The sequence below is a fragment of the Vibrio limimangrovi genome (genome assembly GCF_054064025.1).
In genome coordinates this window covers 119,825-145,126 of record NZ_JBSUGF010000001.1, presented here as the reverse complement: position 1 = coordinate 145,126, position 25,302 = coordinate 119,825, and the positions used below count along the sequence as shown (strand labels likewise).

Sequence of the window (25,302 nt, the reverse complement as noted above, 5' to 3'; positions counted from 1 at the left end):
CTTTTTCATTTTCGTGCAGTATAACGCACAATTTGCACTACAGTAGGTCAGGGTAATGGAACGCTAGCCAAGTACGTTTGCACAAGCCTTACTTAGCATTTCCAAAGCTTCACTTAAGATGGATTCTGACGTGTTTATTGGCGGCAAAAATCGGATAACATTCCTTTGTGTACCGCACTTTATAACCAATAAGCCCTGCTCACGACATTCGTCAATTAATGTCTGTGCAAGTTGAGCATTTTCATCTGGAGTGTCAGTTTCAGTAACCAGTTCTATCGCGAGCATAAAACCAAGTCCACGTACATCCGCAATTGCCGGGAAATCACGTTTGAGAGACATAAGTCCTTCTTCGAAAAAGTGGCCGCGTTGGCTTGCCAGCGATAGCAGAGAATCGTCTTTCATAAAAAGATCCAATACAGCATTTGCTGCTGCACATGCAACTGCATTACCACCATAAGTGCCTCCCAGACCACCTGGCAACGGACCATCCATAATGTCTGCTTTACCAACAACTGCCGATAGTGGGAATCCGCCGGCGAGGCTTTTCGCTGTTGTGATTAGGTCTGGCTGAATTTCGGCGTGTTCATAGCCGAACATTTTGCCTGTTCGGCCAAAGCCTGCCTGAATTTCGTCCATGATCAGAACGATACCATGACGTTTTGTGATTTCTCTAAGTTGTTGCAGGAACTCTTTAGGTGCAGCAAGGAAGCCACCATCACCTTGCACAGACTCAATAATAATGGCTGCTACACGGTCTGGTGTAACTTCGGTGGTAAAGATATCGTCCAGAGATTTAAGAGCATCTTCACTGCTCACACCACGAAACTCGTTCGGGTAAGCCGCGTGGTATATTTCGCCAGCCATTGGTCCGAAGTTTTGTTTGTACGGTGCACTCATTCCCGTTAAGGTACTACCAAGAAGTGTTCGTCCATGGAAGCCTCCTTTAAAAGCGATCACAGCCGGTCGGTTGGTATAGCCACGAGAAATTTTTACTGCGTTTTCTACCGCTTCAGCGCCGGAAGAGAGTAGGACCGTTTTGTATTCTTCACCTTTACCTACAAGCTGGTTAAGTTTTTTGGCTACTTCAATATAGGGTTCGTATACCGTGACCTGAGCGCAGGGGTGGGCGACCTTAGATAGCTGCTCAATAACGGCATTGCAGACTTCTGGATGAGTGTGGCCGATGTTGAGTACACCGATGCCTCCGACAAAGTCCAGGTAGCGTTGACCATCGACATCCCACATCTCTGCGCCGGAGGCTTTTTCCAACGCGATAGGGTGTGCGTTAACCAGCCCTCGAGGAACATGGCGAAGTTTGTCTTCAAGTAGAGCTTTAGAACGAGATTTATCTGTATTCATAATGTTACCTTTCCATAGCAAAGTAGATTCCCTATGAAAAAAGTAACATTTTTGGTCGGAGCACAACGCTTAATTGGCCGTCTATATATTCACATTTGACTGTATTTAGGGGTCAAAACAGCATCATTTGTCGTAACGTTTAACTTTGCTGTTAGACACAGTGGATACGTTAATATCTGCTGTCTACTGCTTGTTTTTTATCGTCATCTGCGGCGGCGATTTATCACAATGTTTTCTGGTGAATTATCAACGATCTGATGGACAATGATTAGCTCGGAAAGGAAGTGACATGGGAAAAAAGCTTAATATTCTATATTGTTCGACGGAAGAACGTGGCCGTGTTTGGAAACAAAGAATAGAAGAACGTCATCCAAATATACACTTCTCAATCTGGCCGGATGTGGGCGACCTTACGGACATCGATATTCTTATTGTATGGAAAGTTCCGAAGGGCTTGTTGAAGAAATTGGTTAATTTGAAAGCCATATTTACCGTTTCTGCTGGTGTTGATCAGATTGATTTTTCCGATATTCCTGACCATGTATCCGTTGTGCGTATGATTGATAATGATCTATCCGATCAACTGGCGGAATACGCTTCAATGTCTGTATTGATGTTATACCGACGAGCGTTTGATTATCTTGAAAATCAAAAACAGCAACGCTGGCAAGAATTTTCAGTGCCTTCTGCCAGTCGAATAAGGGTGGGTGTGATGGGGCTCGGTCAGCAGGGAAGAAAGATTCTCGACAGACTGAAACCATTCAATTTTCAGTTGAGCGGATGGTCTAAATCCGGTAATAAGAAAAGTGGTGTCACCTGCTTTGCTGAGCATGAATTGGCCGAGTTTCTATCTTCGCTTGATATACTTATCTGTGTCTTACCGCTAACCAGCGAAACGCAGGGCATTTTAAATTCAGAGTTGTTCAGACTGTTACCCCAAGGCTGTTCGATCATTAATATGGGTAGAGGAGAGCATCTTGTTAGTGGTGACTTACTTGCTGCGTTAGATTCTGGACAAATCGGCCGCGCCATTTTAGATGTTACTGAACAAGAGCCATTGGATACCGAAAGCCCGCTTTGGCTTCATCCTAAGATTATGATCACGCCTCATATCGCGGGATCTACTCGTGCAGATTCTGCATTTAATACGTTTGAAACAAATGTTCTGAAGTGGATGGCGGGAGAAGATCTTGAGGGGTTAGTGTCGCGAAATCGTGGTTACTGATTTCGCGACAAGAGGTGACATCAAGGGGGAGGGCTTAGAGCCCTCCGACGTGCCAGGCTTTCACTTCGAGGTATTCATCGATTCCCATGTTAGAACCTTCACGGCCTAAGCCAGACAATTTGATACCGCCAAATGGCGCAGAATCCATGGAAATGACGCCTGAATTTAGTCCGACCATACCGAATTCTAAAGCTTCGCCAACTTTCCATGCGCGTTTCAGGTTCTGAGTATAGTAGTAAGCACCTAAGCCATAAGGTGTGCCGTTCGCAATCGCCAGTGCCTCTTCATCAGTCTGGAAGCGGAAAAGTGGCGCGAGCGGACCGAAGGTTTCTTCCTGTGCTACCAGCATGTCCGTCGTAACGTTCGTCATCACCGTTGGGGTCACAAAATGGCTGCTTGGATCCGGAATTTCACCATATACAATTTCAGCGCCTTTGCTTAGTGCATCTTCGATATGGGTTTTCACTTTATTTACAGCCGCTGAGTTGATAAGAGGACCTATAGTTACGCCTTCTTCCAATCCGTCGCCAACTTTCAGCTTTTCGACGGAGTCGATAAGTGCAGCAGTAAATTGATCATAGACAGAATCGTGAACCAGAACGCGGTTGGCGCACACACAGGTTTGTCCCGCATTTCGGAATTTACTTGCCATCAGTCCTTCGATGGCCTGAGGAATATCCGCATCACCAAATACGATAAATGGTGCGTTTCCGCCAAGTTCGAGACTAAGGCGTTTAATCGTTGGGGCACTTTGTGCCATTAACAGGCTGCCAACTCTTGTTGACCCGGTAAAGGTAATTTTACGTACAGTTTCGCTTGTCGTGAGTTGTTCACCGATGCGAGCAGCATCACCTGTTACTACGTTAAAAATGCCGGCCGGGATGCCCGCCTTTTCAGCCAGTACGCCGAGTGCGAGTGCGGTAAGTGGTGTAAGATCCGCTGGTTTGACGATAATTGGACAACCCGCCGCAATTGCTGGCGCACATTTGCGGGTAATCATCGCCGCCGGAAAGTTCCATGGGGTAATAGCTGCGCACACGCCAACAGGTTGTTTGATGGTCATTACTCTACGATCGAGAGAGGGGTTACTCAGGGTATCGCCGTGAACACGGCGAGCTTCTTCAGCAAACCATTTTATAAAGCTTGATGCGTAAACAATTTCGCCTTTGGCTTCTGGCAGAGGCTTACCCTGTTCCAACGTCATGATAAGCCCCAGATCGTCTTTGTTATCGAGCATCAGTTGGTACCAGGTCATCAACATCTCTGCGCGTTCTACCGCCGTAGTTTGCTTGAATTTTTTGAATGCAATGTCAGCCATCTCAATTGACGAAAGCAATTGCTGGTCTGATAAATCTGGCACACTTGCGATCACTTCTTGATTAGATGGGTTGATTACATCAATGTTTTTCCCATCGTCTGAGTAACACCAGTCACCATTGATGTACACTTTGTCGGTTAAGAGTTCTGGGTTTTTGAGCTGTTTCAAAATCGTTTCGTTAATCATGTTCACTCCGTTGAAATCATGTATGTTCATTGTGCAAAGGGGTCTCTGCACTGAAATCTGGGTCAGTTTTGGTAATAATCACGGTTCAGGCGTATCTGTCGTTATATCGCTGCTTTGTCACAAAGCGAAGATCAGCTTCATTGTTCTCTTCAGCTACACTCTTTAGCCTTGGAAGCGTCTCATCTTTTAAGTGGCAGAGAATATGACTCTGTTTATTAATGCTTTTACGAGTTGGTGCCGCTTGTGCACACTGATTGGCTATCCGTTTTGGACAGCGATCGATAAAAACACACGCTTCCGTATGTTCGCGCGTGACCACCTCTAGGCTGCTCTGAGTTGCGAGCCTTGGCTGGTGGATCCAATCTGTGCGGATCTGTGGAATCGAATCCATCAACAGTGCGGTATAAGGGTGTAACGGCCCTGAATAGATTTCGTCTGTTGGAGATGTCTGAACCTGATTGCCTTTGTAAAGTACAATGACATCATCACACAGTGACTTTACGCTATTCATATCATGGCTGATAAATAGGTAAGCGAAGCCTAATCGGTCTTTTAAATCGTTTAACAATTCCAGTATTGCAGCCGCTACTACCGTATCCAGTGCTGAGGTGACTTCATCACATATAATGATGTCTGGTTCTGCGGCTAAGGCTCTGGCTAAGTTAATGCGTTGCTTCTGTCCGCCTGATAGAGCTGAAGGTTTTCGATCGATAACACTGCTTGGGAGCTGCACTAATTCAATCAGCTCTTCAATACGCTTGTTTTGCTCTGCTTTCGATAATTTGAAATAGGTTTTAAGAGGGCGGCCTAGTATCTGTCTTATCGTCTGCTTAGGGTTTAGCGAAGTCTCGGCACTCTGAAATACCATTTGGATTTTCTGGCACTGGCTTTTTGTTCGCTGGCTGAGTTTTGTTGGTAGATCGCTTCCGTTGTATTTTGTGCTGCCGAGTGCTGCGGGAAGCATGCCGACTAAGGTTTTTGCTAGTGTCGATTTACCTGATCCTGATTCACCGATAATGCCAATAGCCTGACCCGGATATAGGTTGAAGTTAATATTGTCCAATACCGGGTATTCAGGCATACCTCGGGAATCGCGATTACCGTAACCCGCAACTAACCGTCTCACTGACAATAACGGTGTTTTCTTTGGCTGTTCGGGCTCTACGGTATTTGATACCGGGTGGACCGAACTTCTCACTACTTTTGGAACGGCCGCATTCATCAGTTCGCGTGTATAAGGGTGGGATGGAGCCGTAATCAGAGTATCAATGTGACTGGTTTCTTTTACTTCGCCATGGTTGAGTACCACCACTTTGTCCGCGACCTGAGCAACAACGGCGAGATCATGTGACACATAAACAGCAGTTACATTTCGTTGCTGAACGACTTTTCGAAACACTTGTAGCACTTCAACCTGTGTTGTCACGTCTAAAGCTGTTGTTGGCTCATCAAGGATAACCAATTCAGGATCGACAATCAGTGCCATCGCCGCCATGATACGCTGCAATTGCCCTCCGGAAACTTCGTGGGGGTAACGCTGGCCGATTTCGTCAGGGTTTGGCAGTGCCAGTTCTTTAAATAATTTAATCGCTTTGCTAATCAGCTCGTTGCGGGTTCCAAGACCGTGGATGACTGCAGATTCGATGACCTGATCTATCAAGCGCTGACTCGGGTTAAACGCCGCCGCCGCACTTTGTGCAATGTACGTCATGCGTCGACCGCGCCAGTTTCTGAGCTGAACTGGTGTTGCCTCCAGTAAGTTATCTTCACCCAGTTGTACTTCGCCTCCGGAGAAAAAACACCCAGGTTTAGTGAAGCCCATCAGTGACAGTGCAATCGTTGTTTTACCTGAGCCGGATTCACCAATCAGTGCCAGTACTTGTCCCTTATCGAGAGAAAAGCTGACATTTTTCACAATTTGTACCGGGCCGCTTTCCTGTTTTGCGCTAATACAAAGGTTTCTTACGTCGATAAACTCTTTCATTGTGCACCCCTTAACGCTGTTTGTTTCGTTGATCGGAAATTCGGTCGATGACCAGGTTGACCGCGATAGTCATAATGCCAATCGCGACTGCTGGCGCGATAAGTGCGGCAGCACCCTGGCTTAAGCCTCCAATGTTTTCCCGTACAAGCGAACCTAGATCCGCATTAGGTGGTTGCACACCTAACCCGAGGAAACTCAGACCACTCAGTAGAAGGACGATGAATACAAATCGCAGGCCAAAATCAGCCATCACAGGGTTTAGGATATTTGGCAGGATTTCTTTGGTCGCAATGTAGAACGAGTTTTCACCTCGGATTTTGGCGACCTGAACGTACTCAAGTTGACTTTGAGTGCGCGCCATACTGTAAGCGATACGGAATGCCCCCGGTGCGTAACCTACAACGGCGGTGATGATCAGCATTTCAACAGAAGAGCTGAATCCGGCCACGATAACCAGTGCCAGCATTTTGCTCGGAATTGAGATAAGTGCATCCACGACACGGATAGACACTTCTTCAATCCAACGTGGTGACATTACCACCAGCAAGGCAGCCAGAGTACCTATGCACGAAGCCAGTAAAGCTGAAACCAGAGAGAGTCCCACGGTATAACGAATGGCATTTAAGATACGGCTTAGGTTATCTCGGCCCAGATAATCGGTTCCTAGTGGGAATTGTGTACTCATAGGAGCAAAAATAGATTGAGAAACCACATCGCCAATATCATGAGGTGGAACCCAAGGTCCAATGATTGCCAGAACAAAGAAAAGCAGGCAGATAACCGAGCTTGGTTTTTTCATTTCTTGCCATACTTTGTAATTCGGTGATGAAGTAATCATGCTTGACTCCTTAGTCTCGGGTTGAAGGCGATCGATACAAGGTCAGAGATAAGGATTAGAACCAGATAACCTGAACAGAAGATCATGGTACACGCCTGAATAAGCGCAATATCTCGGTTAGTTACGGCGTCAACCATCAGGCTGGCAACGCCTGGAAAATTGAAAATCGCTTCTACGATAACCACACCGCCAAACAGGTATGAGAGACTTAAGGCAACGGCATTCGCAATCGGGCCCACAGCATTCGGAAGGGCGTGAAAAATCGCAATTCTCACCGTAGACAAGCCTTTAAGTTTTGCCATCTCCGCATAGCTACTTTTCAGTTCGTCATCCATTGCCGCTCGGGTCATACGAGCCATTTGAGCGGTAATGACAAAGCACAAGGTCATGACAGGCAATGTGTAAGATCGCAGGAAGTCCATCATGCCTTCACCGCCGCCGCCATAGGAAATGGCTGAGAACCAACGAAGTTTCACGGCAAAAATCAGAACTGCGACGGTCGCGACCAGAAACTCCGGTACTGCAACGAGCGTTAATGTCATGGTGTTTAAAAACTTATCAAGTTTACCGTTACGGTAAATTGCCGCACATACACCCAGCACGAGTGCGATAGGCACAGACACCACAGATGTAGCGGCTGCCAGCATTAAGGTGTTTTGTAACCTTCCGTCGAGCAGTTGGCTGACAGGCATGCTGTTGGTAAATGATTGACCTAAGTCGCCACTTAATAAGCTGAATAGCCAGTCAAAATAACGAACGAGCGGAGGCTGATCTAAGCCGAGTTGTGAGCGTAGCGCTGCCACTTGTTCAGGCATTGCGAACTGCCCCAGAATTTGTTGCGCGGCATCTCCGGGAAGAATATTGGTTATTGAGAAAACGACGATCGAAACTAAGAACAAGGTGAGTAGGGCACTCAGCAGCCTTCGTACGATCAGCGATAAAATAGCGTTGTTCATAAAGCATCCCTCTGTGTTGAAAGAGCGACAGCATCCGCTGCCGCTATGGTTATAGCGTCGCTTTGCTTTAATGAGGTTAAGTTAATTTAATCCGATCAGGCATCTAGCCAGACTGTCTCGGCGAACATATAACCCATAAAGTTACCGAGAGGGTTAGCACCATAGCCTTTCAGACGAGAGTCAATCGCGTCGATTTTACTGACGAAGATTGGGACACCGATGCCGCCTTTATCGTGAACGACGGACTGCATTTCACCAAACATTTGCGCGCGTTTGCTTTCGTCGGTTTCTTTACGAGCGTCGAGCAATAATTGGTCGAATCTGTCGTTTTTCCACTGAGATTCGTTCCATGCGGCGCTGGAGAGGAAGAATTGAGAGAAAATAATGTCTGCGCTTGGGCGAGCGTTAACGTGACCGAGACTCAGAGGGTGTTTAGCCCAGTGATTTGACCAGTAGCCATCGATGGACTTGGTCTGAACATCGATTTTGATCCCCACTTTGGCGGCAGATTGCTGCATTAATACGGCAATATCGACTGCGCCAGTTGCGGCTCCGGAGGTAACCATTGGGATAGTCGCATCAGCAAAGCCGGCTTTTTTGATTAAGTACTTGGCTTTTTCTGGATCGAAGGTGCGCTGTGGTAAATCACTATTGAAGTATCTTGAACCCGGTGCGATTGGTGTATCGTTACCAATGGTGGCGAAGTCCTGGAAAATGGCAGACTTGATTTGATCACGATCCATGAGGAGTTTCATCGCTTCAGTAAATTCTGCGCTGCTTCCCGGTAGCATATCCTGACGGACGATCAAATCTGTATAGCTACCCGATGGCGCGTTAATGTACTCATATCCGGCACTCTGCTTAATTCGCTCGGTTGAGCGTGGGTTTACTTCACTGATAACGTGAACTTCACCAGATAGGAGAGCATTAACACGCGATGGTTCATCTGCAATAGCGAAGAGTTCTACCTGATCCAGGTAAGGTAACCCTGGTTTCCAGTAGTTCTTATTTTTCGTTACGACAGTACGAATGCCCGGCTTGAAGTCCGCAACTTTAAATGGGCCTGTACCAATGCCTTTGCTGATATCTGCGACATGAGCAGGAATAATCATCATCTGCGATACAGCGAGAACAGAAGGGAAGCCTGAGTTTGGACTTTCCAGCTCAATCTTCACTTCATACTTGCCCGTTTTTGTGATGGTTTTCATCTGGGTTGCCAGCCCCATCACTTTGGACTGGGTAACAGGATCTTTATGACGCTGAAGGGAATATACTACATCATCAGCGGTTAATTCTTTGCCGTCGTGGAAAAGGATGCCTTGACGTAGTTTGATGTGCCAGATGGTCGCATTTTCGTTATCAATGCTCTCTGCAAGTTCTAGGTGAGGGACTAGATTTTCATCGAATTTAGTCAGGCCGTTATACACCATGTAGTGGCGAGTGTAGTCAGTCGAAAAAGCACCTTTTGCCGGGTCGAGTGTGTCAGCAGTAGACATAGAAAGGCTGGCGACTTTTATGCTACCGCCGGGCTTGCCTTTCGCCGGTGTGGTTTTGTCATCTGCAAATACGTTAAAAGGCGCAAGAGATGTACCAGAGGCTGCAAACAGAATACCAGCAGCACCCAATGATTTAAGGATCCGTCTTCTTGAACGACCATCTTCTGTGAGGCGTTCGTAATCATTAATACACTCTTGTCCCGTTATAATATGCTTATTTTTCATAATATTGCTTCCTTTCTATATTACGATTTAGCGGTTAGATATTAACTAAATTAAGTGAGTCTACTTAGTGTAAATAGTCCTGTAATTTGTAATAAGCACCGACCATAGGTAAGAACCAGGGTTTGCCGTTATAGGCAGGAATAGGGAACCAGCGTTCGTCTCGCCAAGGGTTCGCTTCTTTATTACCAGCAATCATTTCTGCAAGCTGTTGACCCATATACGTCGACATTTGCACGCCATGCCCGCTATAACCCATCGCATAAAACATCCCTTTATGCATACCGGCTTTAGGTAAACGGTTCGGTGTCATGTCAATCAGTCCACCCCAACAGTGAGAGGCTTTTACCCCTTTTAATTCCGGGAAGAGATCTTCCATGGTTTGCGTCAGCAACTTTCCGCTGATAGCATCCGACTCCGGGTTGGAGGCTGCAAATCGAACCCTTCCCCCAAACAATAAGCGGTCATCTCCCATGACTCGGAAATAGTTACCGATGTTTTTGCTGGTGACATAAGAACGTTTGTTAGGCATCAACTGATTGATCAGTTCAGGATCGACTTGCTCGGTCATGATGATGAAGCTGCCGACCGGGACGATACGTCTTCTGAACCAGCCCAGAGGACCATGCTGGCTGATACCACTTGCAATGATGACGTCTTTGGCCGTGACTTTGCCTTTTGGTGTATCTAGAACGAATTGGTTGCCAGTATTTTTGATGTTCAAAACCGGGCTGTGTTCGTAGATATTTGCGCCATATTTAACCGCACTGTTTGCCAGACCAATGCCTAGCTTGCCAACATGAAGCTGAAATCCGTTACGCTGAATCATGCCGCCATAAAACAGATCTGAGGCAATTTCGCTTTTGATTTGATTCCCATCGAGAAACTCAACGTTATGGTCGACTTCTTTGCGAATCAATTCGCAGGTATTAAATATCTTCTCTGCATGTTTAGGCTTCGATGCGAGTTTTAATTTACCGCTTTCACGGACTTCACACTCGATTTGCTCTTCTTTGATGACCTGGCGTAGAGAATCGACCGCGCTGCCGTACGCATTGTAGTAACGCTTCGCTTTATCCATGCCGATCGAATTGGCCAAAGAACCAAAATCCTGGACTACACCGCTACTGCATTGGCCGCCATTCTGGCCAGATGCGTTCTCCATGATATTTTCGGCTTCAAACAGGGCGATAGACGCCCCTTTTTTAGCCAGTGAAAGAGCAGCAGACAATCCAGTTAACCCACCGCCAACAACCACAACGTCGTAGTGCGTTTTCACTAGTTCGCTTGAGCCGTTAGTGAATTCGGGTTTGGTATCAATCCAATATGATTTATTAATCATAAAAACTCCTCACCTTGTCGAGTTAGTCCAGCCCAAGTAGGTCTGCAAGTCCGTTAATGTCTTTTACTTCATGGTATGAATAGCTGCTGTCAGCAGGACGGTCGTGACCACGGTTAACAAAGGCTTTGTTCTTAATGCCCATATCATCTGCAGAGAAAAGGTCATAACGGAAGCTCGATGAAACGTGGAGGATCTCTTCAGGTTTACAACCAAGGTTATCAATCATGTATTCAAATGCGGCTAAGCGAGGTTTGTATACTTTAGCCTCTTCAGCGGTAAATACACGGTGGAAGGGTACGCCTAATTTTTCTACGTTCTGCATAATTTGTTCATCAGCAGCATTAGAATAGATAACCAGCGGGTAAGCTTTCGCTAAACGTTTTAGACCTGAAACTGTATCTGGGTGTGGGCCCCACGTTGGTACGGCTTCGTAAAATGCTTGTCCTTCTTCCTCTTTAAATTCCAGATCCCATCGTTTACAGGTTCTTTCTAGAGCCGCTTTTAGAACTACATCATATGGACGCCATGCTGATGACGCTTCATCTAGGCGGTATTTGTAGAAGTCGATAACAAATGCATCCATTTTGTCCGCAGGAACACGATCAGCAAACATCTTGCGAGTCATGATCGCAAATTCCATTTTGATTAGCGTGCCGTAACAATCGAAAGAGATATATTTAGGTTTTAGTGTACTCATCGTATTCATCCTTAAATTTAAAAGTAACAACCCGAACTTAAAGGTAACAATCCGAAGCGTTTTGCCTTCATTTTTGCCACGACTTCATTACATCACACACCCACAGCAGATGGCGTTTAATACAAGGTCACAAAAACAGAAATCTACTTTTTTATGATTTCTTACAGCAGTAAATGTGGTGTGTATCAAAGTGGAATTGGAAATAAGAGGTGTGTGAGGTAGAAAGGTTTAGTTTGATATATGCGTTTGAAATATAAGTATTTATATTGTTTCATGATACTGTGCTAGAGGGAGGTTACGAAGTTGATTGAGGTGATAAGAGCTTCCCAGGCAACTTATTTGCTGCGTGTCAGCTGGTTCAAACAAAATAATCTGCCGTTGAAGATAATGTCGTGAATAACACGAGTTTTAACATTACGGTTTAAAGCCGGTCACTGGTTTAAAGAGGAAAGATCAGAGGTTGTGGTGCTTGGTATAGGGTGGGGTTATGAAAGTGGAGTTTGGGTATAAATAAAGCCCTGCTTTGTGAACAAGCAGGGCTCTGATTTTCACTGTTAATGTTTAACCGATAACAAGGAAGAATAGTGCAGTCGCGACGATACCGATAAGCGCATAAGGGAACTGGGTCGTAGCATGTTGCATTGACGTACAACCTGAACCTTGTGCAGAAAGCACGGTGGAGTCACTGAAGAAGCATGAGTGGCTACCAGCAGCTGATGCAGAAAGTAGAGCTGCTACCGTTAGGTGTAGAGGCACACCAAGCTGTTCACCCAATGGCAGAACAATTGGCATCGCTACCGCAAATGTACCCCAAGAAGAAGCAGTCGCGAATACCAGACCACCAGTAATCAAGAAGATGATTGCAGGGAAGTATGAGGCGTTTAGGTATGGGCTAACGGTTTCGATTACGTATTGTGTCACACCTAATGAGTCATTCACCGACTTCAGCATAAAGCCGCCAATAACGGTTGCAAGAGGCAATAGCATGACTTTAATGCCATCGTAAACAGCCTCAAACATATCGTTCATCGAAATCAGTCTTTGTGCACCATAGAAGCTGATAGTGAAGATAAGCGCAACGAAAACACCAGCCAGAAGGTCAATGCCGAAGTACCAGCTCGCGGCAACCAGAACAATCATAGGTAGCAGGAAGTTGATTAGGCCCACTGTTGGATTCGTGTGTGGAACAACGTCATTACCAAAGTCTACATCCGTTGCGCCGTCAGGACGAACCTGGCCATTCTTTGCACGTTGCTCTGCTTTTTTCATCGCGCCCAGATCTGGGATCTTTTCCATCGCAACCAAAAGAACAATTGCGAGTGTTACCCAGCCATAAGCCATGTATGGAATTGCTTCGATATAGGTTTGAATACCTTTACCTGTCTCAGCAACTCCATTCGACTCTAAAAGAGAGCTAAAGAAAATTGCCCAAGTTGAAATTGGCACAAGGATACAGATTGGCGCTGCTGTTGAGTCAACCAGATATGACAATTTTTCGCGAGAGATGTTATAGCCGTCAGTGACTTTCTTCATTGATGAAGAGATTGCAATTGCGTTTAAGTAGTCATCGATAAAGATCAAAATACCTAAAGCAAATGTCATCAGCATGGATTGTTTACGGCTTTTAACCTTAGTCACCAACATGTCTGAGAAGCTTAAAATACTGCCGCCTTTTTCAAGTACCGCAATCAAACCGCCCATCAAACCACACACCAGGATGATCCAAGCGATGGTTTCATCCATCATTACGCTCATCGAAATATCAACGATTTGCTCTACCGCTTCTGCGGGGTTGAGTAGTAGCACCCCGGCAATTGCGCCGCTAAAGAGCGCTTCTACAGTACGGTGAGTCGTCAAAGCGAAGACTAAAACCAACGCTGTAGGCAAAAGGCTCATCCATCCGTAGACTTGCCCCTCTTCGTGATTCAATCCAATCGCTGTAAAAAGTACGAAGGTCGAAACACAAATTAACGAGATAATCATATGTTGCATGTTGAATTTTAGCGGCGCATCCATCGCCTTTGTTTGCGTAGTCATAAATTACATTTCCTTTGTTTATGCCAATCACAGTAAATAACAAGCTAGAAAGCCCCATTATTTACTGCGATCGCTATTATGCCGAGTGCAACATCCAGTCGATTTCCAGTGGTGTGATAGTACGCTCAAATTCAGCGAGTTCACTTCGTTTGCAAGCAAGATACAAATCGATAAAGTCCCTTGAAATGTATTGTGCCAGCTCACTGTGTTCCAACTGATCAAGAGCTTCGGACATACGCACTGGTAAGTCAATTGCATCTTCACTTAGGGTCGGTGGACATTGATCTTTGGTATAGTTTTCACTCGCTAATACTGCGGAAAGTACTACTGCAGCGAGGATATAAGGGTTAACATCAGCTCCAGCGATACGATGTTCTATACGGCGATTTTTGCTATCGCTGATAGGCACACGCAACGCAACACCACGATGGTTTTCACCCCAGTCGGCTTTCGTCGGAACGTAAGCGCCAGGCACAAAACGGCGGTAAGAGTTAACATTAGGACAAATTAATCCCATGGCATCCGATGTTTGCTCAAGCATCGCTGCCATCGTTTGATAGAAGAGAGGGCTGGCTTGACCATCCTGTTGGCTAAAGTGGTTGTTGCCATCCTTATCCATCAAACTTAAGTGAATGTGCATGCCGTTGCCAGCTTGTTCACCAAAAGGTTTGGCCATGAAGGTTGCATCAAATCCATGCTGATGGGCAACTTGACGAATCAGACGTTTAGCGATGACGATTTCATCACATGCTCTAAGTACATCTTGTGAGTGATTGAAGTTGATCTCGAATTGGCCCGGTGCGGATTCAGAAAGGGCACCTGAAGTATTTAAGCCTTGTTCCAACGCGAATTTGTTTAGATCTGATAAGAAGTCTGCGTAGTCATCTAACCCATCTAAATCATACACTTCAGTGTCTTTTTCACGAGTTTTCTTCGTTGGGTTAATCGCCGTTAAAGGTGATCCATTTTCTCCACGTTGCTTATCAACCAGGTAAAATTCTAGTTCTAGTGCAACACAAGGGTACTGATCTTTAGCGTGTAGCTTCTGAACCATAGAAGCGAGAATGTTACGAATAAACAACGCATTTGGTTGCTGGCCCGATTCATCCACCATGCTTAGTAGTAACTGACCAACTTGTTTTTTAGCGGTAGGCATCAATGTACCACTGATAGGGAAACAAAGATTGTCTGGTTCGCCTAAATCTTCTCCTAGTCCTGCTGATTCAACGACGTTGCCTTTTAGATCGAGAGTAATAGTAGAAAGAGGCAGTGCAACGCCTTTATGTAACTTATCCAAAGCGTCGATTGGGATGCGCTTTCCTCGTGGGGATGCGTTGATATCGGTAAAAATCAGATCGATAAACTCAATATCAGGCCACTTGTGTTTAAAATTTTGAACTTCCTGTAGATACGATTCCATTTTCTTCTCCAAATAACCAGACGAGTCGAAATTAGAGATATCTGATTTAACAAAAAAGTTACAATGCGATAATTAACGAGTGTGTCAATTCAGATATATTTAATTTTAACAAGCACATACATTGCGTCTTGGCTTTTTAATTGGTTGTTTTTGTGCTTTGTTGTTAACTATTTTGTAACAGTCGTTTTTGTTTTGTTCAATATAATGAGCGTAAATATTAGTTTTATTGAGCGAAATGGTGAGGTTTGTCACGTTTTGGTTATAATTTCGAACATCTATGTTGATAATTTTGTACATGGTTTGTAGTGTTGTTGTTAAATAAATTGAACACGGATATGTCATGTCAAATAAACGCAAACCAATCATTGGCGTTGTTAGCTGCACAAAGGAGTTAGGTGGCTATCAGATTCAGGCGGTCAATGACTTTTATTTACGCGCAGTCAAAGACTTTGGCGGATTACCAGTGATATTAGCGCCTGATATGTCGAGCGACGAAATCGCATCAATTCTGGAACTATGTGATGGCTTCTTGTTCCCTGGTAGTCACTCAAATGTTGCGCCGCATCGTTACAATGCGAGCCACACCGAGAATAAAAAAGACGAAGCGCGCGATGAGTTATCGTTGAGTCTGATTCGACACGCTGTTGATAAAAATATTCCTTGTCTGGGTATTTGTCGTGGCTTTCAGGAAATGAATGTTGCGTTAGGTGGGACACTTAATCCTGCGGTTCATGATTCTGGCTTTAATGACCATCGCGAAGCGCCTGTTGAAGATTTTGAACAGAAATACTCGCCTGCACATGCTGTTCTGGTTCAAAAAGAGAGTTTGTTTGAGAAGTGGTTAGTAGAAAACCATTGGGAAAATACGACCTTCTTTGACGTGAATACACTGCACAATCAAGGCGTCGATCTGTTGGCTCCCCAGCTACAAGTCGAAGCGAAAGCGCCGGATGGCCTTATAGAAGCTTTTAGTCTTTCGCAACAAAAATTTTTCGTAGGCGTGCAGTGGCACCCAGAATGGAAAGCAAAAACCAATCATTTCTCACAAATTTTGTTTAAAGAATTTATTATGGCGGCCTCTCTTTAATTTTTGGAGCCGCATGAATGGACAATCAAGAGATTGGTAAAAATATTGTTCAGTTAAGAAAGAAACATGGATTGTCACAACGAGAACTGGCCGAGCGAGCTGGGATTACTCACAGTGCCATCTCATCAATTGAAAACGGCAAGGTTAGCCCTTCGGTTAGCTCGTTGCAAAAAATAGTGAACGTATTTTCTTTATCTCTGTCGGAGTTTTTCATTTTTGAACAAACTCAGAATGAAGATGTGAAAGTTGTCGTTACTCCAGAAGAACTTGTCGAAATGGGTAGTGAGACAGTTTCGATGAAACTGGTGACTAACGGCAATAAAGATCAGGTTATCGGATTCTTGATCGAAGAGTATGCACCACATGGAACAACGGGTGCTGCTGAAATTAAACACGAAGGCGAAGAAATTGGCACTGTGTTGGAGGGTGAAATCACTCTGGAATACAAAGGCCGATCATTCGTTATCAAAGAGGGTGAGTCGTACGTGATTGATACGACGCAGCCACACAGATTTACGAATCACACAGACAAGGCTTGTCGAATGATAAGTGCGCATACGCCAACCACATTCTAAGTGGTGCTTGCCTTGTGTGATAACAAGGAGAGCGTATGAAAACTCAAGAACAATGGATTGAACTTAAAGACAATCTAAACATCGAAAACAGGGCGTTTATCAACGGTGAATATAGCGCAGCACTAAGTGGACAGACGATCCCTGTCGTTAACCCAGCAACGGATGAGATCTTTACCGAAATCGCCCGTTGCCAAAGTGAAGATGTCGATCTTGCGGTATCATACGCTCGCAAAGCATTCCAATCAGGTCAGTGGAGCGAAAGCAGCCCGGCACACCGCAAAGCCGTGTTAAAACAATTTGCAGACCTGATTGAGCAAAACCGTGAAGAGTTGGCACTACTTGAAACTCTTGATACCGGTAAACCTATTTCTCATAGCTTTTCTACCGATATTCCTGGTGCAGCAAACTCTTTACGCTGGTACGCAGAAGCGATCGATAAAGTGTACGGAGAAGTTGCTCCAACCGAAAAAGATGTACACGCTTTTATTTCTCACCAGGCTATTGGCGTTGTTGCGGCAGTTGTTCCCTGGAATTTCCCTCTATGGCTAGCTTGCTGGAAGCTAGGTCCGGCGCTTGCTGCGGGCAACAGTGTCATTCTTAAACCGTCAGAGAAGTCTTCTCTCACTGCGATTTTCTTAGGCAAACTAGCTTCACAAGCTGGCCTACCAAACGGTGTTTTCCAAGTAATTACAGGTTTTGGCCATGAGGCGGGCGATGCGCTTGCCACTCATGATGACGTTGATTGTATCGCTTTCACTGGTTCTACACGCATTGCTGGCCAACTCATGATTCGCTCTGGCGAAAGTAACCTAAAACGCGTTTTTGCAGAAGCTGGTGGTAAGAACGCAAACATCGTATTTGAAGACTGCGAAGATCTAGACCGTGCTGCGGCTGAAACGGCGGCAGGTTGTTTCTACAACCAGGGCGAAGTGTGTGTTGCTGCGACTCGATTACTCGTTCATGAAAGCATTAAAGATCAGTTCATTGAAAAAGTCATCGAAGCTGCCAAAGCTTTCGCACCAAAAGATCCAATGGACCCGAGCTCTTCTATGGGAGCGCTTATTGACCAAGACCATAAATCTAAAGTGTTGGAATACATCACACTAGGTCTGTCTGAGGGCGCGGTATTACGCTGCGGTGGCAATGTTGAAGGGCAAGGCGCTTTCGTTGAGCCAACCATACTGGACAACGTGGACAACCACTTCCGCGTTGCTCAAGAAGAAATCTTTGGCCCGGTATTGTGCGTGATTCCATTTAAGGATGAAGCGCAAGCCATCGAAATTGCTAACGACTCGAAGTACGGCTTAGGTGCGGCACTTTGGAGTAGCAACATCAACCGCGTTCATCGCGTAGCTAAACGTCTGCAAGCCGGTTCGGTTTGGGTGAACAACTATAACGAAGGTGACATGACGGTCCCATTTGGTGGATTCAAAATGAGCGGCAATGGTCGCGATAAATCTCTTCATGCCATTGAAAAATTCACTGAAACCAAAACCACTTGGATTCGCATCCAGCCTTAAGCCTGCTGACGATTACGATTAATAAAGGAATATCACTATGAACAAGCATACGGATTCGTTCTACGCTCACTCTGTGCCAAATATGCCGGACTACCCACAACTTCAAGACAACATTGAATGTGATGTATGTGTCGTTGGCGCTGGCTTCTCTGGTCTTTCTTCTGCTCTACATTTGGCAGAGAAAGGTTTTAAAGTTGTGGTGCTGGAAAGTGCAAAAGTAGGTTTTGGAGCAACTGGTCGTAACGGCGGCCAGATCGTTAACAGTTACAGCCGAGATGTTGACGTTATTGAAAGCCGTTACGGCCAACACCAGGCTAAAGCACTGTGTGACATGATTTTCGAAGGCGGTGACATCATCCGCGGTCTTATCAACAAATACGATATCGAATGTGATTTCAAACAAGGTGGATTGTTCACTGCGCTGAACAACAAGCAGCTGAAAGGGCTAGAAGAGCACAAGAAAAACTGGGAGCGTTACGGCAACGACCAACTAACGGTGTTAGATGCAGGCCAAATCGAGGAAACAGTTGGTACTAAAGTGTATACCGGTGGTCTGCTTGATATGCGTGGTGGCCATATTCACCCGCTTAAACTTGCGTTAGGTGAAGCAGCGGCGTTTATCTCACTTGGCGGACAAATCTTTGAACAGTCTGCAGTCGTGTCGATTGATAAAGGCGTAAACCCGGTTGTTAAAACCGCACAAGGCAGCGTGAAGAGCAAATATGTTGTACTCGCGGGTAACGCCTACCTGGGTGGCCTGGCTCCAAACATCAGTAATAAAGCGATCCCTTGTGGTACGCAAGTGGTAGCAACTCAGCCTCTGTCAGAAGATCAACTGAAACAAGTACTGACCAGTGACTACTGTGTTGAAGACTGTAACTACCTATTAGATTACTTCCGTTTAACTGCTGATAAGCGTCTGTTGTTCGGAGGTGGTGTGGTCTACGGTGCACGCGACCCAGAAAACGTCGAAGCGCTTATCCGTCCTAAGATGGAAAAAGTCTTCCCTCAATTGAAAGGCATTAAGATTGATTATGCGTGGACAGGTAACTTCCTGCTTACTTATTCACGTATGCCTCAGTTCGGTTCTTTTGCTGACAACATTTACTACCTACAAGGCTACAGTGGCCACGGTGTTACGTGTACACATCTGGCAGGTAAGTTACTTGCAGAAGCATTAACCGGACACGCTGAGCGCTTTGATGCGTTTGCAGCACTAAAACATTACTCCTTCCCGGGTGGCCGTCACTTCCAAATTCCATTTACTGCAATGGGTGCGGCTTATTACAACCTACGTGACAAACTGGCGATTTAAGAGATAAGGAATATCCAATGAGCAAAGTAGTTAAATTTGCAGCCCTTCAGCTAACCAAGAGCTGGGATCTGGAAGATAACCTAGATAAAGCAAAAAAAGCGATTCGCGAAGCGGCACAAAACGGTGCGAACGTGATTCTTCCTCAAGAACTATTCGCAGCGCCTTACTTCTGCAAAAAGCAAGAAGCGAAGTATTTTGAATTGGCAGAAGAGAAAGAAAATTGTCTTCTGATCAAAGAGATGAGTGCATTGGCGAAAGAGCTGGGAGTGGTTATTCCGGTCAGCTATTTTGAAAAAGCGGGCAACAACTTTTTTAACTCACTGGTCATGATTGATGCAGACGGCACAGTACTGGATAACTACCGTAAGTCGCACATTCCAGATGGTCCAGGTTACAGTGAGAAGTACTACTTTAGCCCTGGTGATACCGGCTTTAAAGTATGGCAAACCAAATTTGGTAAGTTTGGTGCTGGTATCTGTTGGGACCAATGGTTCCCAGAGCTTGCTCGTTGTTTAGCGCTGCACGGTGCGGAAGCGATTTTCTATCCGACTGCTATTGGTTCTGAGCCTCAAGATCCAACATTAGATTCGCGTGATCATTGGCAGCGCACGATGCAAGGTCACTCGGCTGCAAACCTTGTTCCTGTCATCGCGTCAAACCGAGTCGGTACAGAAGTGGATGACGGCATTGAAACGACGTTCTACGGTTCTTCTTTCATCACTGACCACACAGGTGCAAAAATTGCTGAGGCACCACGCGAAGGCGAGACGATCATTTACGCAGAAATCGACTTAGCAGCAACGGCAAAAGCTCGTCACGCTTGGGCTCTGTTCCGCGACCGTCGTCCTGAGCTATACACAAGTGTTGGTAAGCTAGCTGTTTAAAGAGGCGTTACTATGAAGTTATCTACAACACCAGCGCAAGATGGCTTCTATTTTCCGGCTGAGTTTCAGCCGGTAAGTGAAGTCTGGCTAGCTTGGCCTGAACGACGTGATAACTGGCGTGATGATGCGATTCCTGCTCAGGAAACGTTCGCCAGAATCGCAAATGCGATTGTTGAAGTCACCAAAGTAAGTGTTGCCGTTTCATCACAACACTTTGATAAGGCCCGTCTGTTGCTGCACCCAGAAGTACGCTTGGTGGAAATCCCGTTTAACGATGCGTGGATGAGGGATATAGGCCCGACAGTTCTTGTCAATCAGGCAGGTGAACGCCGTGGGATTAGCTGGCAGTTCAACGCCTGGGGTGGTGAATACAATGGCCTTTATGAAAACTGGCAGCAAGACGATTTAGTCGCAGGTTCAGTATGCGACATCATCGGAATCGATTACTACCGTGCCCCGTTTGTACTTGAAGGCGGAGCGATTCATACAGATGGAGAAGGGACACTTTACACGACGGAAGAGTGTCTACTTAGTCCGGGGCGTAACCCGCATCTTAGCCGTGTGCAAATTGAAGAGCAGCTAAAAGAATATCTCGGCATCGAAAAAGTCATTTGGGTACCAAATGGTTTATTCAATGACGAAACGGATGGGCACGTGGATAACCTGCTGCATGTGATAGCACCGGGCAAAGTGGTGTTGAGCTGGACGGATGATCCAAGTGATCCGCAATACGAGCTTTCTCGGCAAGCTGAAAAAGTGCTGAAGTCACAGCAAGATGCAAATGGACGAAACATCGAAATTGTACGTTTACCGCTGCCAGGACCATTGCACTATAGTGAGTTGGAAGCCAATGGTATCGACGCGAGCGCAGGGATGAGCCGACAAGCGGGAGAGCGACTCAGTGCTTCATACGCGAACTTCCTCATCGTTAACAACCATGTGTTTTTACCGATGCTTGATGAAGAAACTGACTCGCTTGCTATCGATATTTTGCAAAGTGCGATGCCGGAGCATCAAATCATTGCTATACCGTCAAGAGAAGTGCTGCTTGGCGGTGGGAACATCCACTGTATTACGCAGCAGATCCCAGCTTAAAAAGAGATTGCTTTGCCACCAGAGACTAACATTAGGGTGGTGCAGAAAAGCTGTTAAAAGGAATAACCATGCAACAGATTAAAAATACAAGCCTTCTTTCGTTCATGGTGGCGAGTGAAGTACAAGGCACAGCGGTAACGAACCCAGCCACGGGCGAGGTTCTTGGATACGCGCCAGTGACCACAGAAAACGAGATCCTAAATGGAATTGAGCGCGCAAGTGTCGCGCAGAAAGAGTGGGCAAAGCTTCCAGCAAAAGCACGCTCTGCAATGCTTCATCGTTGGTACCAACTTCTACTTGAAAATAAAGAAGATCTTGGTCGCCTCATGACCTTAGAGCAGGGCAAACCACTGGCAGAGGCTCAGGGTGAGGTGCTTTACGGTGCAAGCTTTATCGAATGGTTCGCTGAGGAAGCTAAACGTACTTACGGTGAAACCATTCCTGCGCCGAGCGCAGATAAGCGTTTGGTGACCATCAAGCAGCCAATTGGTGTGGCGTGTGCGATTACACCTTGGAATTTCCCGATTGCAATGATCACTCGTAAAGCAGGTCCGGCGTTGGCTGCAGGCTGTAGCTTTATCGTGAAACCATCAGAGGCAACGCCATTTTCTGCATTTGCAGTGGCTGAGTTAGCTTACCAGGCTGGTATTCCACGTGACATACTGCAAGTGGTTCTCGGTGAGAGCTCACGTAAAGTAGGTGCTATTTTTACCTCTCATCCACTGATTCGTAAGCTCTCTTTCACGGGCTCTACTCAAGTTGGCAGTGTTCTGATGCAGCAAAGTGCGGGGGACATTAAACGCACGTCGATGGAATTGGGTGGTAATGCGCCGTTTATCGTATTTGATGACGCTGATATTGATGCAGCGGTTACGGGGGCGATGGCGTCAAAGTTCCGCAATGCCGGTCAAACTTGTGTTTGTGCCAACCGTTTCTACGTGCAAAGCAAAGTGTATGACGAGTTTGTTGCTAAATTTGATGCTGCTGTTCAGAAGCTTAAAGTCGGCAACGGCCTGGAAGCTGGCGTGAATATTGGCCCAGTGATCAGCGAGTCTGCAAAGCAAGGTATCCAGGCGCTTATCGATGGTGCTATTGAGCAAGGTGCAAAACCAGTTTCAGAGTTGAAAGAATTGGATGGTCTGTTCATGCAACCTGTGGTGCTGAAAGACGTGACTCATGACATGGAGATTGTTTCTCAGGAAATTTTCGGCCCTGTCGCACCAGTTATTCGCTTTGATAATGATGAACAACTTATCGAGATGGCGAACGACACGATCTACGGGCTGGCATCTTACTTCTACAGCCAGAATATTCACCGTGTATGGAAAATTGCTGAAGCACTTGAATACGGCATGGTTGGTATTAACGAAGGCATGATCTCTACTGAAGTGGCTCCTTTCGGTGGTGTTAAACAGTCCGGCATCGGGCGTGAAGGAGCGAAACAAGGTATTGATGAATACATGGACGTGAAATATCTCTGCTTTGGCGGCAACTAATTTAAGGACAGAACAATGACAAACCAACAACTACAACAAAGAAGAAATGAAGTAATCGCTCAGGGCATGGGCGCATTGTACCCACTTTACGTAGAGAAAGCAGAAAATGCGCACGTATGGGACATTGAAGGTAATAAATACATCGATTTTGCTGCTGGCATTGCGGTAACGAATACCGGTCACTCAAACAAACGCATCACTGAAGCAGTAAAAGCTCAGTTGGATAATTTCTCGCACACGTGTGCAATGGTGACGCCATACGCTTCTTTTGTGGAGCTGGCTGAAAAGCTAACTGAACTTGCACCTGGTGAGACGAAGAAGAAAGCGATATTCCTGACTACTGGCGCAGAAGCAGTAGAAAACGCAGTGAAAGTGGCACGTGCACATACAGGCCGTAGTGGCGTGATTGCGTTTAAAGGTGGTTTCCACGGTCGAACCAATATGACGATGGGTCTAACGGGTAAAGTTGCACCTTACAAAGCTGGCTTTGGTCCGTTCCCGAACGAAATCTATCACGCACCATACCCAAATGCGTTCCACGGCATTAGTGTTGAGCAAAGCTTGCAAGCAATTGAAGATATGTTTGCCTGCGATATTGAGCCATCACGCGTTGCGGCAATCATCTTTGAACCTGTACAAGGTGAGGGTGGTTTCTACAAAGCCCCAGAAGCGTTTGCACAAGGTCTGCGTCAGTTGTGTGATAAGCACGGTATCATGCTGATTGCAGATGAAATCCAGACAGGTTTTGCCCGTACCGGTAAAATGTTTGCGACAGAATACCTAGGTATTGAACCTGACCTGATGACAATGGCTAAAGGTATTGCTGGTGGATTCCCGATCTCAGCCGTGGTTGGTAAAGCACATGTGATGGACTCTGCTCTACCTGGTGGTTTAGGCGGTACTTATGCTGGTTCTCCGCTAGGCTGTGTTGCAGGTCTTGAAGTACTGAAAATCATCGAAGAAGAAGATTTGTGTGCAAAAGCGATGGGCATTGGCGAAGTCGTTAATGCACGCATGACTGCGCTGCAAAAATCAGTGCCTGCTATTGGTGAAATCCGTACCACTGGTGCAATGATGGCGATTGAATTCACTGACCCAGAATCAGGTAAGCCTCTGCAAGAAATGACGAAAGCAGTCATCAGTAAAGCGCAAGAAAACGGTCTGATCCTGCTTTCTTGTGGTGTAAAAGCGAACGTTATTCGTCTACTTCCACCACTGACGATTGAGTCTGAAGTACTGAACGAAGGTTTAGACAAGCTGGAAAAAATCATTCTTGAGCTGGCGTAATTGAGTCAACACAAGTATTAAAAAAGAAGAGGAAGTCAGTGGCTTCCTCTTTTTGCATTCAATTTGTGCTCGGTGTTGCCTGTCTCTCTCTTGATTTCAAAAAGGTAGCCACGAGTTGAGGTAGCAGTGACATCAGGATCATGCCTAGCATCAAACTGTATTGTAATAGGGTGAAGCTTTCTCCAAGCAACAAAAGCCCAGAAACAATCCCCGCAATTGGATTAATAATTCCGCCAAAAGTAAAGTCGACCACAGACATTCGTTGCAGAAGCCAAACATACATGGTGTAGCCCAATGCCGTGTTGAGCAAAATAACCCAGAGTAGCCCCATGATGTTTGTGGTAGATACATTGCTTATCGCACTGACATAAGGCTCCGGGTTCAGACTCGCGAGAACGCCCGCGGCAACCGATAGGACAACACCGCCGATGATCAACTGCCAGGTAAGGACTGTCCACCAATGCATTTTGGTTCCCAGTGATTTAGTCACACTGCTACCGGAGACAATACATATGATGGCGGCTAGCATCGCAAGTAAACCGATAGGATCCAGTGTGATAGTTCTGGGATCAAACAAGAACCAGGCTAAAACAATCAGCGAGATCCCTCGCCATATATGCATCGCTCTTGGCTTACGTTTATAGACTGCCCAACTGTAGAGCATCGCAAAAACTGGTACTGAAACCATCCCAACACCGGAGATGGCAGCTGGTAAAGTCAATGCCATGACAAAAATCAGTCCAAAGAACAATGCGATATTGATGGTTCCCAAGACAAACAGCGACTTCCACTCGTGCTTTTTAGGTAAGGTTGGCTTTATTGCAAGTAGCAGAAGGCCTGCTGGAAGTGCTCTTAGTGCACCCAACAATACGGGAGGCCAGTCTGGCACAGTAAACTGCGTCACGGCATAAGTGGTTCCCCAGAAAAACGAAGGGATCATCGCGAGTAAAATGTTCACATTAA

General features: G+C 45.9%; 20 protein-coding genes. 9 read left to right on the top strand and 11 right to left on the bottom strand.

Annotation, left to right across the window (positions count from 1 at the left end):
* Positions 1–63: 63 nt before the first annotated feature.
* Entirely contained in the window at positions 64–1,359 is a 1,296-nt protein-coding gene (locus ACWYU8_RS00635; protein WP_457516244.1) for an aspartate aminotransferase family protein, read from the bottom strand.
* A gap of 289 nt (positions 1,360–1,648) precedes the next feature.
* Between ACWYU8_RS00635 and ACWYU8_RS00630 the strand changes: the two genes are divergently transcribed.
* A complete protein-coding gene (locus ACWYU8_RS00630) occupies positions 1,649–2,584 on the top strand; it encodes a 2-hydroxyacid dehydrogenase (RefSeq protein ID WP_457516242.1) in 936 nt (311 codons plus the stop codon).
* A gap of 34 nt (positions 2,585–2,618) precedes the next feature.
* Here the strand turns inward: ACWYU8_RS00630 and ACWYU8_RS00625 are convergent, their stop codons facing one another.
* From ACWYU8_RS00625 to ACWYU8_RS00585, 9 genes are all read right to left on the bottom strand, one after another.
* Positions 2,619–4,088, bottom strand: a complete 1,470-nt coding sequence (locus ACWYU8_RS00625; RefSeq protein ID WP_457516240.1) for an NAD-dependent succinate-semialdehyde dehydrogenase — start codon at positions 4,086–4,088, stop codon at positions 2,619–2,621.
* 85 nt (positions 4,089–4,173) lie between these two features.
* A complete protein-coding gene (locus ACWYU8_RS00620; protein WP_457516238.1) occupies positions 4,174–6,072 on the bottom strand; it encodes an ABC transporter ATP-binding protein in 1,899 nt (632 codons plus the stop codon).
* Positions 6,073–6,082: 10 nt separating this feature from the next.
* A complete protein-coding gene (locus tag ACWYU8_RS00615) occupies positions 6,083–6,910 on the bottom strand; it encodes an ABC transporter permease (RefSeq protein ID WP_457516236.1) in 828 nt (275 codons plus the stop codon).
* Complete coding sequence (locus ACWYU8_RS00610; RefSeq protein ID WP_457516234.1) at positions 6,907–7,866, bottom strand: ABC transporter permease; 960 nt, start codon at positions 7,864–7,866, stop codon at positions 6,907–6,909. The genes ACWYU8_RS00615 and ACWYU8_RS00610 overlap by 4 nt, the downstream gene beginning before the upstream one ends.
* Positions 7,867–7,961: 95 nt before the next feature.
* A complete protein-coding gene (locus tag ACWYU8_RS00605) occupies positions 7,962–9,587 on the bottom strand; it encodes an ABC transporter substrate-binding protein (RefSeq protein ID WP_457516232.1) in 1,626 nt (541 codons plus the stop codon).
* Positions 9,588–9,651: 64 nt separating this feature from the next.
* Complete coding sequence (locus ACWYU8_RS00600; protein ID WP_457516231.1) at positions 9,652–10,926, bottom strand: NAD(P)/FAD-dependent oxidoreductase; 1,275 nt, start codon at positions 10,924–10,926, stop codon at positions 9,652–9,654.
* A 22-nt stretch (positions 10,927–10,948) separates the two neighbouring features.
* Positions 10,949–11,623, bottom strand: coding sequence for a haloacid dehalogenase type II (locus ACWYU8_RS00595; protein ID WP_457516229.1), 675 nt, complete (start codon positions 11,621–11,623; stop codon positions 10,949–10,951).
* 561 nt (positions 11,624–12,184) lie between these two features.
* On the bottom strand, positions 12,185–13,660 hold the full coding sequence (locus tag ACWYU8_RS00590; RefSeq protein WP_457516228.1) for a Na+/H+ antiporter NhaC family protein: 1,476 nt from the start codon (positions 13,658–13,660) through the stop codon (positions 12,185–12,187).
* A gap of 76 nt (positions 13,661–13,736) precedes the next feature.
* Positions 13,737–15,080 carry a glutamine synthetase family protein gene (locus tag ACWYU8_RS00585; RefSeq protein WP_457516227.1) on the bottom strand — a complete coding sequence of 448 codons (1,344 nt, stop codon included), beginning with the start codon at positions 15,078–15,080 and terminating at the stop codon, positions 13,737–13,739.
* A gap of 340 nt (positions 15,081–15,420) precedes the next feature.
* On the opposite strand from ACWYU8_RS00585, the gene ACWYU8_RS00580 reads away from it, so the two are divergent.
* The 8 genes from ACWYU8_RS00580 to gabT all read left to right on the top strand — a co-directional run bounded on the left by ACWYU8_RS00580 (position 15,421) and on the right by gabT (position 24,339).
* The gene (locus ACWYU8_RS00580; protein WP_457516225.1) at positions 15,421–16,167 is read left to right on the top strand and encodes a gamma-glutamyl-gamma-aminobutyrate hydrolase family protein; all 747 of its coding nucleotides are present in this window, start codon (positions 15,421–15,423) and stop codon (positions 16,165–16,167) included.
* 17 nt (positions 16,168–16,184) lie between these two features.
* Complete coding sequence (puuR, locus tag ACWYU8_RS00575) at positions 16,185–16,742, top strand: HTH-type transcriptional regulator PuuR (protein ID WP_457516224.1); 558 nt, start codon at positions 16,185–16,187, stop codon at positions 16,740–16,742.
* Between the two features lie 35 nt (positions 16,743–16,777).
* The gene (locus ACWYU8_RS00570) at positions 16,778–18,262 is read left to right on the top strand and encodes an aldehyde dehydrogenase (RefSeq protein WP_457516222.1); all 1,485 of its coding nucleotides are present in this window, start codon (positions 16,778–16,780) and stop codon (positions 18,260–18,262) included.
* Positions 18,263–18,299: 37 nt separating this feature from the next.
* Positions 18,300–19,577 (top strand): NAD(P)/FAD-dependent oxidoreductase, encoded by a 1,278-nt coding sequence (locus tag ACWYU8_RS00565; protein WP_457516221.1) that lies wholly within the window; start codon positions 18,300–18,302, stop codon positions 19,575–19,577.
* Positions 19,578–19,594: 17 nt separating this feature from the next.
* The gene (aguB, locus tag ACWYU8_RS00560) at positions 19,595–20,461 is read left to right on the top strand and encodes an N-carbamoylputrescine amidase (protein WP_457516219.1); all 867 of its coding nucleotides are present in this window, start codon (positions 19,595–19,597) and stop codon (positions 20,459–20,461) included.
* A 12-nt stretch (positions 20,462–20,473) separates the two neighbouring features.
* The gene (gene aguA / locus ACWYU8_RS00555) at positions 20,474–21,556 is read left to right on the top strand and encodes an agmatine deiminase (RefSeq protein WP_457516217.1); all 1,083 of its coding nucleotides are present in this window, start codon (positions 20,474–20,476) and stop codon (positions 21,554–21,556) included.
* Between the two features lie 68 nt (positions 21,557–21,624).
* Positions 21,625–23,052: an NAD-dependent succinate-semialdehyde dehydrogenase gene (locus tag ACWYU8_RS00550; RefSeq protein WP_457516215.1), complete on the top strand. Its 1,428-nt coding sequence runs from the start codon at positions 21,625–21,627 to the stop codon at positions 23,050–23,052.
* 15 nt (positions 23,053–23,067) lie between these two features.
* On the top strand, positions 23,068–24,339 hold the full coding sequence (gene gabT / locus ACWYU8_RS00545) for a 4-aminobutyrate--2-oxoglutarate transaminase (RefSeq protein ID WP_457516213.1): 1,272 nt from the start codon (positions 23,068–23,070) through the stop codon (positions 24,337–24,339).
* A gap of 58 nt (positions 24,340–24,397) precedes the next feature.
* Here the strand turns inward: gabT and ACWYU8_RS00540 are convergent, their stop codons facing one another.
* Positions 24,398–25,297, bottom strand: coding sequence for a DMT family transporter (locus tag ACWYU8_RS00540; protein WP_457516211.1), 900 nt, complete (start codon positions 25,295–25,297; stop codon positions 24,398–24,400).
* Positions 25,298–25,302 lie beyond the last annotated feature (5 nt).

Excerpts from the sequence above, each read along its gene's own strand:
- ACWYU8_RS00635 (WP_457516244.1), bottom strand. The coding sequence starts at position 1,359 with ATGAATACAGATAAATCTCGTTCTAAAGCTCTACTTGAAGACAAACTT.
- ACWYU8_RS00630 (WP_457516242.1), top strand. The coding sequence starts at position 1,649 with ATGGGAAAAAAGCTTAATATTCTATATTGTTCGACGGAAGAACGTGGC.
- ACWYU8_RS00625 (WP_457516240.1), bottom strand. The coding sequence starts at position 4,088 with ATGATTAACGAAACGATTTTGAAACAGCTCAAAAACCCAGAACTCTTA.
- ACWYU8_RS00620 (WP_457516238.1), bottom strand. The coding sequence starts at position 6,072 with ATGAAAGAGTTTATCGACGTAAGAAACCTTTGTATTAGCGCAAAACAG.
- ACWYU8_RS00615 (WP_457516236.1), bottom strand. The coding sequence starts at position 6,910 with ATGATTACTTCATCACCGAATTACAAAGTATGGCAAGAAATGAAAAAA.
- ACWYU8_RS00610 (WP_457516234.1), bottom strand. The coding sequence starts at position 7,866 with ATGAACAACGCTATTTTATCGCTGATCGTACGAAGGCTGCTGAGTGCC.
- ACWYU8_RS00605 (WP_457516232.1), bottom strand. The coding sequence starts at position 9,587 with ATGAAAAATAAGCATATTATAACGGGACAAGAGTGTATTAATGATTAC.
- ACWYU8_RS00600 (WP_457516231.1), bottom strand. The coding sequence starts at position 10,926 with ATGATTAATAAATCATATTGGATTGATACCAAACCCGAATTCACTAAC.
- ACWYU8_RS00595 (WP_457516229.1), bottom strand. The coding sequence starts at position 11,623 with ATGAGTACACTAAAACCTAAATATATCTCTTTCGATTGTTACGGCACG.
- ACWYU8_RS00590 (WP_457516228.1), bottom strand. The coding sequence starts at position 13,660 with ATGACTACGCAAACAAAGGCGATGGATGCGCCGCTAAAATTCAACATG.
- ACWYU8_RS00585 (WP_457516227.1), bottom strand. The coding sequence starts at position 15,080 with ATGGAATCGTATCTACAGGAAGTTCAAAATTTTAAACACAAGTGGCCT.
- ACWYU8_RS00580 (WP_457516225.1), top strand. The coding sequence starts at position 15,421 with ATGTCAAATAAACGCAAACCAATCATTGGCGTTGTTAGCTGCACAAAG.
- puuR (WP_457516224.1), top strand. The coding sequence starts at position 16,185 with ATGGACAATCAAGAGATTGGTAAAAATATTGTTCAGTTAAGAAAGAAA.
- ACWYU8_RS00570 (WP_457516222.1), top strand. The coding sequence starts at position 16,778 with ATGAAAACTCAAGAACAATGGATTGAACTTAAAGACAATCTAAACATC.
- ACWYU8_RS00565 (WP_457516221.1), top strand. The coding sequence starts at position 18,300 with ATGAACAAGCATACGGATTCGTTCTACGCTCACTCTGTGCCAAATATG.
- aguB (WP_457516219.1), top strand. The coding sequence starts at position 19,595 with ATGAGCAAAGTAGTTAAATTTGCAGCCCTTCAGCTAACCAAGAGCTGG.
- aguA (WP_457516217.1), top strand. The coding sequence starts at position 20,474 with ATGAAGTTATCTACAACACCAGCGCAAGATGGCTTCTATTTTCCGGCT.
- ACWYU8_RS00550 (WP_457516215.1), top strand. The coding sequence starts at position 21,625 with ATGCAACAGATTAAAAATACAAGCCTTCTTTCGTTCATGGTGGCGAGT.
- gabT (WP_457516213.1), top strand. The coding sequence starts at position 23,068 with ATGACAAACCAACAACTACAACAAAGAAGAAATGAAGTAATCGCTCAG.